Source organism: Micromonospora sp. NBC_01412, assembly GCF_045040215.1.
GTDB classification, from domain to species: Bacteria; Actinomycetota; Actinomycetes; order Mycobacteriales; family Micromonosporaceae; genus Micromonospora; species Micromonospora rubida.
The window spans coordinates 1,946,954-1,958,497 of sequence record NZ_CP109528.1; the positions used below are offsets into that span (position 1 = coordinate 1,946,954).

An 11,544-nucleotide genomic window follows, 5' to 3' on the forward strand; every position below is an offset into this window, starting at 1 on the left:
CCGCCCTGCCCCGCCCTCTCCGGCTTCGTCCTGTTCACCGCGCGTGTTCACCGTACGTGCGGAACGCCGGCGGGTTCACCCCATCCGGCCGACCACCGACCGGAGCCGGGCAAGATCGCGCCGACGCCGCTCGTAGGTGGCGGCCAGGCCGATCAGGGCCAGCCCGCCGACGGCCAGGAAGATCCAGCGGGGCAGCAGGTCCCAGCTACGCACCAGCTCGTGCAGCGCGAGCAGGGTCAGGGTGATCCCGCCGAGCAGCACCGGCGCCTGCCAGCGGCGGGCCGATCCGGCCAGCACCACGGCCAGCGCGCCGGCCCCGAGCAGCAGCCGCCGCCAGGGCTGCGGCTCCGGCGCGAACAGCACCGACACCAGGCCGGGCAGCAGCGCGGCGGCCAGCCCCGGCCCGAGCGCGAGCCAGCTGTTCAGGCCCGGCCGGGTGCGCAGCGCCACCACCCCGGCGGCCAGCGCCACCCCGGCCGTCGGCAGGGTGTACGCCTCCAGCAGCACCACCCCGTCCGCGCCCAGCAGCAGCCAGGTGCCGAGCAGCTCGCTGCCCCCGGCGATGCCCGCGAACGCCCACCGCCGCCCGGCCGGCTCGCCGCGGCGCAGCAGCCGCAGCCCCACGGCGACCCCCCAGAGCACGCATACCGCGGCGGCATGCCGGGGTGACCCGACGGCCAGCAGCACCGCGAGCAGGGCGACTGCCTGGGCGGCGGCGTCCAGCGCCGGGCCCCGGGCCGGGTCGCGCCCGGCCGGGAGCGCGGCGACGGCCAGGACCAGCACCGCGACCGTCAGCACGGCGAACGAGGCCGAACGCAGCGGCAGGCTCGCCGCCAACGCGGCGGTGACCGCGAACCCGGTCGCCGCGCCGACCGCCACCAGGGCCCCGCCCTGCCGGACCGGGCCCACCCGGCCCCCGACGGCGACCGCGGTGGCTGCCACCACCAGCGCGCCGAGGCCGGCGAGGGTGCCGACACGGGTGGCGAGCAGCCCGGCCAGCCCGAACGCGGTGGCCACCAGCCCCACCGGCACGGTGACCGGGACGAGCAGCGGCCGGGGCCCGGCGAGCGTGGCGGCCAGCAGGGCGGCCAGCCCGGTGAGCAGGAGGACCGCCGGCACCACCGGCCACGGCGTGCCGGCGGCGACCAGCAGCACCGGCAGCGCCGCCGCGGCGAACGGCAACGCCGACAGCAGCACGCCGGCCCGGCTCCCCCCGCCCACCGGTGCCCCGGGGCGCTGCACGTCGGCCGGCCCTCCGACCCGCTTCCGGCCCACGAGCACGGCCGCCAGGGTGAGCACGAGCAGGGCCACGCCGGCCGGGGTGGCCCCCGGGACCGTCCCACCGGCCGGCGCACCGGACCAGGGCAGGGCTGGCCCGCCGTGCGGGGCGACCAGCGCCGCCACGACCGCCGGGACGGCGGCGAGGAGCGCGACCACGAGCAGCCCCAGGCCGGCGACCCGGGGCGCGTCCGTCGGGCGGGTGCCCGGCCCGGCGAGCACCGTCAGCAGCACCGTCAGCGCGGCGTAGAGCGCCACCGGCTCGTCGGCCCGTACGACCAGCGGCGCCAGCCCGACCAGCACGGACCCGACGGCGAAGGCGGTCGAGGCGTAGCCGGTCAGCTCGGGCCACCAGTGGCGAACGGCGAGCAGGCCGACCAGCGCCAGCCCGACGGCGGCCAGGGCGGCCCGCGCCTGCCACCAGGGTGCCGCCCCGGCCGCGAAGCACGCGACGGCCACCGCGCCCTGGAAGGCCAGCAGCGCGGCGGCCAGGGCGGCCCCGGCGACGCCCCGGCCGACGCCGGTGGCCCGGCGGCCCCGGGCGGCGACCGCCGTCCCGACCAGCACGACCGCGCCGAGCAGCACCGCCTCCCCGGCCCGCGTGGCCAGCCCGACCAGGAGGGCGTGCCCGACCAGCGCCCCGCCGGCGACCGCCGCCACCAGCGCCTCCCACCAGGGCCGGGCCCGGGTGACCGCGTACAGCAGCAGGGCCGCTCCGACGACCATGTCGGCGGCGGGCACCGCCGGCCACGGCACCGGCCCGACGCCCGCGAGGGCGAGGGTGCCGAACGCGACCGTGACCGCCCCGGTTACCGGCCTCGCCGCCCGGGGCAGCAGCGCCGCCAGCGCCACCGCCGACAGCACCACGGCGACCGGGACCTGCCACCCCCACGACAGGTCCGGACCGGCGCCGACGCCCCGCCACGGCGGCAGCGCCCGGCCCACCGCGACCGCGCCGAGCACGATCGCGAGCAGCGCGGCGACGTGGGCGGCCCCGGCGGCCACCACCAGGGCCCCGACCCGGGGGCCGGGCCCGACCAGGCGGGGCAGCGGCCGGACCGCGCCGACCAGCACGAGGGCGATCAGCGCCGTCGCCACGGTCAGCAGGTTCGGCCGCAGCTCCGCCACCGGCCGGAGCAGCGCCAGGGCAAGCACCGGGACCACCGCCCCGGCCGTGATCGCCCGGAACAACCGCCCGCCGGCGATCAGCGCCGCGCCGAGCAGCGTCAGGGCCACCAGCAGCAGCGGCCCCCCGGCCAGCAGCGGCGTGCCGGCGACCCGGCCCAGGGCGAGCGGCACCAGCGCGCACCCCGCCGCAGCGGCCAGCGCGACCCCGTGGCCCAGCCAGGCCAGCACCCGCCCGGCGGCGACGGCCGACCCCCCGGCGGCCGTCGCCACCACCGCCGGCCCCCCGACCGCCGGTCCCGCACCCCCCGTCGGAACCGGACCGACCCACGCACCCGGCACCCCCGCCGGAACCGGACCGACCCACGCACCGGGCACCCCCATCGGCCCGGGACCGACCGCCACACGCGGGCCGCGCAGGGCGGCGACCACGGCCAGGTTCAGCGCCGCGACGCCGATGAGTACCAGCGTCCACCCGGCCGCCGAGGGGCGGGCCGGGGCGGCGAGCAGGGGCAGCACCGGCTGCACGGTGAGCAGCGCCGCGAACCACGGCACCGTGAGGCGGGTCAGCCGGCCGTAGCCGACCGCCAGCGCCGCGCCGGCCCCCCCGACCAGCGCGGCGTAGCGGGCTGCCGACCAGCCGGCCACCCCGAACAGGTCCACCGACCAGGCGGCGTACCCGTCGAGCACCACCAGCAGCAGCCCCACGGCGGCGAAGGTCTCCGCGGTGCCGCGCAGCCCGCGCCGCGCCAGCAGCGGCGGGACGGCCAGGGCGAGCGCGGTGAAGGCGAGCAGGATCAGCGCCCGACCGACGACGCCCACGGCGGCCCACGCGACCGCCGTGAAGACCACCGCCGCGGTGCCGAGCAGCAGGCCGCCGAGGACGAAGAGCAGCCCCTGCACCGTCCGGGTGGAGGTCTCCGCCCCGCCGACCGGCGCGGCCGGCACCGGCCGCTGCGGCGGCACCGGTCCGGGCGACCCGGCCGGCACCGGTCCGGCACCCCACACCGCCGGGCCCGGCGCGGGCCGGCCGGGGCCGACCGTAGGCGCGGGCGCGGGTGCGGGCGCGGACACGGGAACGGGCCGGGCAGGACCGACGGCGGGCGCGGGAACGGGCCGGGCCTGCGGCGGCGCGGGCGGGCGCGGGGCGCCGGCCGGGGTCACCGCCCGCACCAGGGCGGCCAGCTCCGCCCGGCGGGCCTGCGCCGACCGCACCACCCCGGCCAGTTCGAGGTACGTCCGGCGGGCCTGCTCCATTCGCCCGGCGAGCAGGACGATCTCCCGGTCGAGCCGGATCACCTCGGCTGCGGCCGGGTCGGGCGGCCGGCCGCAGCGCCGACAGCCGACGCGCAGGTCAGCGGGGGTGCCGCACCCCGGGCAGGGGTAGCCAGTGGTGTCCACCCGGCCATCATGCCGACCGTGAGCCGCCCCGCCCAGAGTGCGGGTACTCAGGGGCGGGTCTGCGCGTGCACCCAGGCCGTGTAGTCGGGGTTGCCGCTCTCCGCCCGGGTGACCAGGATCTCCGGCACCTCATACGGGTGGGTGGCGCGGATCTGGTCGACCAGCGCGTTCACCCGGTCCGGCGCGGTCTTGAACAGCACCGACCACTCCGAGCTGGTCTCCACCGCGGACCGCCACCAGTAGGTGCTGTCCACCTGGCCGCCCACCTGCGCGCAGGCGGCGAGCCGGCCGGCCACCGCGGCGGCCGCCAGAACGTCCGCGACGGAGCGGCTGTCCACCACCGTCGTCACCACGCTGATCTGCTCCACGACCGCACCCTACGCGGCGTCGACCCCGTCGTGGTGCGCCGCGATCCATTCGTCGATCCGCGCCCACCAGTCGAAGAGCCAGTCGATGCGCTCCTGCTTGCCGACGGGAACCTCCTCCGGCGGCACGGACCAGAACCGCATCACGATCCGCTTGTCCATCGGCAGCTCCCGCCAGACGTCGGCGACGGTGAGCATCCGGTCCAGCCCGGTGTGCGCGACGAAGATCACCCCGGCTTCCGGGGCGGCGTCCAGGGCGGCGAGCAGCCCGCCGGGCTGCGGCGCGAGCACGTGCTGCATCCGTTCGGCGCGCAGTGCCATCCGCTCCAGCCCCAGGGACCGCAGCCGGGCGATGGCCCGCAGCCGGCGACGCGGGGTGAAGTTGCCGCCCTCCGGGAAGATCACGAACGCGTCGTTGTCGTCCAGTCCGGTGGCGAGGTGGCCGATCTGCTCGGCCACCGACCCGTCCCGGTTCCGGGCCGGGGCCAGGAACCGGTTCGGCAGCCGGTTGAGCAGCACGTCGATGGCCGGGTCCCACTGGAGGCTGTCCTTGAGCACGATCCGGGGCTCCCGGTGGAACCAGTTGACCAGCGCGTGGATCAGGATGAACGAGTCGCCGGGCCCGGCGTGCCGGCAGAGCACCAGCTCGGGGCGGCCGGGCAGCGCCGTGTCCGGGTCGGTGCCGACCACGTCGATGCTCAGCCGCAGCGTCCACCGGGCCTGCCAGAAGAGCACCCGGAGGAACCACCCGGCGAGCACGTAGTGCGCCCGCTGGAACGGCGGCGTGCGCTTCCACACCCCGACGCCCGACGCCAGCCAGAGCACGAACAGGGCGAGCAGCGCCGCCGCGTCCCAGATCAGGTAGACGCAGCCGATCCAGAGCAGCCGCAGCGGCCGGAGCCGGCCCGGCACCAGCGGGGACAGCGCGAGCGCGGCGAACGCCCAGACCGGCAGGGTGGTCACGACCAGCACCGCGAGCAGCACCACACCGGGTGCCAGCAGCAATCGGCGTACCCACCGGGGCGGCAGCGGCATCAGCGTTCCAGGTGGGTGGCCAGGTAGCGGCGGGAGGCGGTGTACGCGCGGCTGATCCGCCGCCCCACCGCAGCCATGTCCCGGTACGCCCACGGGCTGTCCTCGCGCGGGCCCGGCCCCCCGGTCGGCAGCACGTGCACCCGCACCCCCTCGGGCAGCGCCGCCATCTCCCGGGCGAACCGGTGCCGGCGGGCGATCTCGAACGCCACCTGGGCGATCTCCCAGGGCCGCCGGGGCGGGGTCAGCTCCCGCTCGATCCGGCCCACCTGGAGGACGAAGATCTGCCGCGCCCCGGCGGCCACCGCCTCGCCGATCGGGATGGAGTTGACGATCCCGCCGTCGATGTAGTGCTGCCCGTCGATCTCGGCGGGCGGCAGCAGCCCCGGCACCGAGGCGGAGGCGAGCACCGCGGGCACCAGCGGCCCGCTGTCGAACCAGTGCTCGGCGGCCCGCTCGATGTTGGCCGCGCAGCACCGGAACGGCACCCGCAGGTCGGCGAACGTGGTCCCCTCACCGAGTTCCGCCTCCAGCAGCCGGCGCAGCGGCCGGGGCGAGTGCAGGTGGGTGCGGGCGGCGAAGCGGCGAAGCTGCCGGGCCACCGAGTCGCCGTACACCTCGCTGGCCTCGGGTGAGGCCCACAGCCGGACCAGCCGGTCGGTGACCGCCTCGGTCGGGTCGGCGGCGACCAGCGCGCCGTTCACCGCGCCGATCGAGGTGCCGAGCACCAGATCGGGCCGGACGTCGGCGCGGAACAGGGCACGCAACATGCCCACCTCGACCGCGCCGAGGACTCCCCCGCCGCCGAGCACGAACGCCACCGGACCGCTGACCATGCCGTCCATCCTGGCACGGCCCGTCCGGTCGGCCATCCACCGCCCGAACTGCCACCGGCCACGGGCCGGACGGGTGGAACCGGGCGGCCGTTGACACGCTGGACACATTCGCGCAACCTGATACCGCCCCGACACCAGACAGGTGCGTTCCGTGATGGCAACACTGCACGCCGGAAGGCTGCTCGCCCGCAGGTACCGGCTCATCGACCAGATCGGCGCCGGTGGCATGTCGGTCATCTGGCGTGCCCGGGACGAGGTGCTGGACCGTACGGTGGCGCTGAAGGTGCTCGCCCCCTCGCTGGCGGCGGACGCCCGGTTCCGGGACATGGTCCGCGAGGAGGCGCGCAGCGCCGCCCAGCTCGTCCACCCGCACGTGACGGCGGTGCACGACTACGGCGAGACGCTCGCCCCGGACGGCAGCATCACCTCGTTCGTGGTGATGGAGTTGCTCGCCGGGGAGGAGCTGGAGTACCGGCTGACCGAGGGCCCGCTGCCCTGGCCGGACGCGGTCGAGATCGGCGCCCAGGTCGCGGAGGCGCTGGCCGCGGCGCACCGGCTCGGCATCGTGCACCGGGACATCACCCCGGCCAACGTGATGATGACCCCGGTCGGTGCCAAGGTGCTGGACTTCGGGATCGCCACCCACATCGGCGCACCGGACGAGGACGAGGACGGCGGCACCTTCGGCACCCCCGCGTACGTCGCCCCGGAACGGCTGGACGGGGCGCCGACGCAGCCCGCCACCGACATCTACTCCCTCGGGGTGCTGCTGTACGAGATGCTGACCGGGCGGGTGCCGTACCCGGCGGACACCTGGGAGCAGCTCGGCGTGGCGCTGGGGACCGGCGGCGCCCCGCCCCCGCTGGAGGCGCCGGGGCTACCGACCGAGGTGGCCCGTATCTGCCTGCGGTGCCTGTCCCGGGAGCCGCGGGACCGGCCCACCGCGCACCATGTCGCTCTCGCGCTGCGCGATCAGCTCCTGCCGGCCGACCCGCAGGCCGCCACCATGCTCGCCCCGACCATGACCCTGCCGTCGATCGTCGGCCCGCCCGAGCCGCCGCCGGCCCCGGTCGCCGGCCCCGCCGGCCCACCAGCCGCCGGGCCGGTCGCGTCCACTCCGGACTCGGCACCGCCGGTCGGGGGCGGGCGGCGGCGCGTCGGGGCCGATCGTCGCCGCCGGCTTGTGCTGGTGCCGGTGATCGCGGTGGGGGTCGTGGTGGTCACCGGGCTCGCGCTGCTCCTGCCGACGCTGACCCGGGACGCGGACCCGCCGCCGCCCGGGGCGGCACCGACGGGCGCCCCGACGGTGGCGGCGTCGACGCCCGCCCCGGATCCGTCCCCGACCGCCACGCCCCGGCCGCCCGGCCGGACGCGGCCCACCCCGTCGGCGGCGACGACCACGCCGCCGGACCCGGGCGGCGGAAGCCTGGTCGAGGCGGCCAGCCGGATCGACCAGCTCATCGAGGCGGGGGTGGCCGACGGCGGGATCCGCGCCGACGTCGGCACGGACCTGCGCAACCTGCTCGGCCACGCCACCGCCGCAGGCGGCCGGGGCGACCTGGCCGTCGCGGTGCGGCGGGCCCGCGACAAGGTCGCCGACCGGCAGCGCGAGGGCAGCATCACCCCGGCGTACGCCCGCCAGCTCGACACGGCCTTCCAGCAGCTCGGCGCGACCCGGGTCTGACCCGTCGGGGTCGGGACCGGGGCGGCCCGACCGGGCGGTGTGGGGCTCGGGGCGACGCCGGTCAGCGGGCGGTGACGGGGACCGGCCGGCGGGTCGCCGCGTGCCCGCAGGTGCCGAGGAAGTCCCGGTACACCGCCTCGTAGCCCAGGGCCATCCGGGAGGTGGAGAAGTTCTCCGCCACGTGTGCCACGCACGCCACCGGGTCCAGCCGTCCGGCCTGCCGCAGCGCGCCCGGCAGGTCCTCGGGGCGGTCGCAGACCAGACCGGTCACGCCGGGGCGGACCAGCTCCGGCACGGCCCCCCGGCGCAGCGCCACCACCGGCGTGCCGGTGGCCATCGCCTCCAGGATCACCATCCCGAACGGCTCCTCCCACTGGATCGGCATGATCAGGCAGCGGGCGTCGACGAGCATCCGCAGGGCGGCGTCCCGGTCGGCGTTGAACACCACGGTCACGTCCTCGTCGAGCATCGGCTCGACCACCTGCTCGTAGTACCGGCGCTCGGCGGGCTCGTTGCACTTGCCGGCGAGCACCAGCGGCAGGCCCGCCGACCGGCAGGCCCGGATCGCCACGTCGGGGCCCTTGTCCGGGCTGAACCGGGCCAGCCAGAGCACCGGGCCACGGCCCGGGACGGCCTTGTGCGGCAGGTCCCCGATGTTGAGCGCGTTGTGTACGGTGCCGACCCACGGCAGCCCCGGGTTCAGCCGGCGCTGGGTGTGTGAGATGGCCACCAGCCCGACCCCGTGGTCGGTGTTGCCGAGCACCGTGCCGTACTCGCCGACCGGGTTGCCGTGCACGGTGGCCACGGTGGGCACCGCCCGGCGGCCGGCCACCAGCGGCCCGATGGTGGTGTGGTCGTGCACGAGGTCGAAGTCGTCCGGCCCGACGAGGCGGTCGACGTGGGCCAGGTGGGCCAACTCCGGCAGTGACTCGCCGAGCCGGTCGTACTGGAGGTCGTCGCAGGTGGAGACGTATCCGGCGCGGGTGCCGTGATGCGGGCCGGCCCCGAAGACCGTCAGCGTGTGCCCCAGCTCGACCAGCGCGTCCACCAGCCCGGCGACCACCTGTTCCAAGCCGCCGTAGCCGGGCGGTGGCACGGACAGCCACGGCGGGACCACCATCGCGATCCTCAGCGGGTGCCCCCCCGAGCGGTCGGACGGCAGGTCGTTCACGGCCACGAGTCCTCCCCGTTGGTCCCAGTGCTCGTGATCGGCGACGCTTTCCCGCCTGGGACGGTGGCCAAACCGGCCGCACGGCGGGCGCGGCCCGCGTCGGTCGCCCGGCCCGGCTGGTCCCACCAGCCGGTCACCCGCGCCCCTAGCCGGCCACCACGAGTCGGTCGTCGACGGCCCGCACCCCCGGGGCCGACCAGGCGATCCGTTCCGCCTCGTCCCGTTCCCGCCAGGAGCGGACCACGCCGCTGAGGACCACGGTGTCGCCGCGCACCCGGGCCTGCACCCGCTCGGTGCCGAGGATCCGGGACACGGCCCGCTGCACGTCGTGTCGGGCGCGTTCGCCGATCGGCCGCCGCGCGGGGCGGACCTCGACGAGGTTGGTCACCCCGCGCACGCCCCGCAGCCGGCGCAGCTCCCGTTCGGCGGTACGCCGCTGCCAGCCGAACTCCACCTCGCCCCGCAGGATCAGCCACCCGTTGGCGGCGGTGACGTCCAGCCGTTCGGCCGGCACGAAGCTGTCCCACTCCAGGGCCCGCCCGGCCGCGAGGGCCAGCTCGGTGTCGGTCTGCCCGGGGAGGTCCGGCGGGCGTACCTCGATGTCGTCGGCGACCGCGCGGACGCCGCGGATCCGCTGGGCGCACCGCACGGCGGCCCAGCGGTGGGCGTAGCTGTCCACCGAGCCGGTGAGGGTGACCACGCCGTGCAGCACGGCCACCCCGACCACGGTCGGCGGGACCTGTGGGTCCCAGTCCAGCTCCGCGAGGACATCGCGGTGGATCTCCGGATCGGTCCGGGTGCTCGTCGCCGTGTCCATGGTTCCCCCTCCCGCGCCACCCGCGCGTGGTCACCGTGCCCGGCGAGGGGGTGAGACCGGCTCACCCGGATCGGGTGGGGGACGCGGCGGCCGGCACCGCCCGGCGGCGGGGTCGGCCGGGCCTGGCCGGGGCGGGCGGACGGGAACAGGGCGGGCTGGAGCAGGGAAAAGGGCGGCGGGTGACGGAGCCAACCCCCTTGGCTCCGCCACCCACCGCCCCGGAGGAGGTAGGTCTGCTGGTGTTACGACGTCTCGGAGAGCGTTACGGTTGCCGTCGCCGCCGATCCATTTCGCTGGTACTGCACCTCGACCCGATCGCCGACCTTGCCGGCCTGGACGGCGCCAATCAGGTCGTTGGAGTCGTTGACCACCGTGTCGCCGAACTTGATGATCACGTCGCCCCGCTGGAGGCCGGCCTTCTCGGCGGCACTGCCCGGGGTGACGGCCGCGACCACCGCGCCCTTGTCCTCGGCCGGGCTCACGCTCACCCCGAGCGAGGGGTGGCTGACCTTCTCGCCGCGCTGGAGCTTCCCGGCGACGTCCTTGGCCTTGTTGCTCGGGATGGCGAAGCCGACGCCGATGTTGCCGGTGCTCTGCCCGGAGGTGGCGATGGCGGTGTTGATGCCGATCACCTCGCCCCGGGTGTTGACCAGCGCGCCGCCGGAGTTGCCCGGGTTGATCGGGGCGTCGGTCTGGAGCAGCCCGGCGATCGAACTGACGCCCTGGCTCGGATCCTGCTGCTGGCCCTCGCCGGCCTGGATGGTGCGGTCCCGGGCGCTGATGATGCCCGAGGTGACCGAGCCCTGCAGACCCAGCGGGCTGCCCAGGGCCAGCACCTGGTCACCGACCTGCATGCCGTCGCTGTCGCCGAATTTGGCGGCCTTGAGGCCGCTGACCCCGGTGGCCTGCACCACGGCCAGGTCGGTCTTCGGGTCGGTGCCGACGATCTTCGCCTCGGCGGTCTTGCCGTCGGCGAACACCACCCGCACGGTCTCGCCACTGGCGGAGGCCACCACGTGGTTGTTCGTGAGCACGTAGCCGTCGGCGCTCAGGATGACGCCGGAGCCTTCGCCGCTGCCGGTGGTGATCGAGACCACGCTGTCCTGCACGGCGGCGGCGATCTTCGGCAGGTCGGCGCTGTTGATCACCGGCGCCGCGGAGTAGGTGCGGGTGATCCCGCCCGAGTCGCCGTCCACGGCGAGCGCGAGCGCGCCACCGGCGACGCCGGAGCCGAGCATCAGCGCGAACACCGCGACGCCCGCGCCGGCCAGCTTGGCGACCCGGCTCGGCTTCGGGGCCGGGCCCTGCGCCCACTGCGGGACCTGCTGGCCGGGGTGCTGCGGCGGCACCGGGCCGCCCGGGTACGCGGGACCCCCGGCGGGCGGGCCGTACCCGGAGGTCGCCGGCCCGTGCTGGTCCCCCGCCGACCAGCCGGACTGCTGCCCGGGCTGCCAGGGGCTGGTCGGGTACTGCCCGGCCGGCTGCTGCTGCCCGGCGACCGGGTACGGCGGGGCGGACGGGGTGGCGGCCGGCGGGGCGTAACCGCCGTACGGGTACGGGCCGGGGCCGGAGACCGGGGCGGCGGGACCGGGCGCGGCGCCTGGGGCGTGGGAGACGGCGGGCGCGTCAGCCGAGGTGGCGGGCGCGTCAGCCGAGGCGGGGGATGGGGTCGTGGGGGCCGTCGGCGCGGCCGGAGGAGCGTGCGGCTCGACGGCCGGGGAGTCGGACTGCCCGGGCTCGACGCGGGACAGCTCGGCGGTGGGGTACGACGGCTCGGCGTCGGAGGGCGCCGGCCGCCGCTGCGGGTCGGTCTCGTACTCGGTCATGTGTCCACC

8 protein-coding genes are annotated in these 11,544 nt (G+C 77.1%); 1 reads left to right on the top strand and 7 read right to left on the bottom strand.

Annotated elements, in window-relative coordinates; genetic code table 11:
* Positions 1-75: 75 nt before the first annotated feature.
* From OG617_RS08635 to OG617_RS08650, 4 genes are read right to left on the bottom strand one after another with little or no spacing between them, the layout of a single operon-like run.
* On the bottom strand, positions 76-3,804 hold the full coding sequence (locus OG617_RS08635) for an SCO7613 C-terminal domain-containing membrane protein (protein ID WP_405100257.1): 3,729 nt from the start codon (positions 3,802-3,804) through the stop codon (positions 76-78).
* Between the two features lie 47 nt (positions 3,805-3,851).
* Positions 3,852-4,172 carry a divalent-cation tolerance protein CutA gene (cutA, locus tag OG617_RS08640; RefSeq protein ID WP_405100259.1) on the bottom strand — a complete coding sequence of 107 codons (321 nt, stop codon included), beginning with the start codon at positions 4,170-4,172 and terminating at the stop codon, positions 3,852-3,854.
* A 9-nt stretch (positions 4,173-4,181) separates the two neighbouring features.
* Positions 4,182-5,204: a 1-acyl-sn-glycerol-3-phosphate acyltransferase gene (locus OG617_RS08645; protein ID WP_405100261.1), complete on the bottom strand. Its 1,023-nt coding sequence runs from the start codon at positions 5,202-5,204 to the stop codon at positions 4,182-4,184.
* Positions 5,204-6,037, bottom strand: a complete 834-nt coding sequence (locus OG617_RS08650) for a patatin-like phospholipase family protein (protein WP_405100263.1) — start codon at positions 6,035-6,037, stop codon at positions 5,204-5,206. The genes OG617_RS08645 and OG617_RS08650 overlap by 1 nt, the downstream gene beginning before the upstream one ends.
* 154 nt (positions 6,038-6,191) lie before the next feature.
* Between OG617_RS08650 and OG617_RS08655 the strand changes: the two genes are divergently transcribed.
* Positions 6,192-7,721, top strand: coding sequence for a serine/threonine-protein kinase (locus OG617_RS08655; RefSeq protein ID WP_405100265.1), 1,530 nt, complete (start codon positions 6,192-6,194; stop codon positions 7,719-7,721).
* A 61-nt stretch (positions 7,722-7,782) separates the two neighbouring features.
* Here OG617_RS08655 and OG617_RS08660 read toward each other — a convergent pair whose 3' ends face one another.
* The 3 genes from OG617_RS08660 to OG617_RS08670 form a co-directional block, all read right to left on the bottom strand.
* Positions 7,783-8,841 carry a glycosyltransferase family 4 protein gene (locus OG617_RS08660; protein ID WP_405103569.1) on the bottom strand — a complete coding sequence of 353 codons (1,059 nt, stop codon included), beginning with the start codon at positions 8,839-8,841 and terminating at the stop codon, positions 7,783-7,785.
* A gap of 196 nt (positions 8,842-9,037) precedes the next feature.
* A complete protein-coding gene (locus tag OG617_RS08665) occupies positions 9,038-9,709 on the bottom strand; it encodes a BON domain-containing protein (protein WP_405100267.1) in 672 nt (223 codons plus the stop codon).
* A gap of 242 nt (positions 9,710-9,951) precedes the next feature.
* Entirely contained in the window at positions 9,952-11,535 is a 1,584-nt protein-coding gene (locus OG617_RS08670) for a trypsin-like peptidase domain-containing protein (RefSeq protein ID WP_405100269.1), read from the bottom strand.
* Positions 11,536-11,544: the final 9 nt, after the last annotated feature.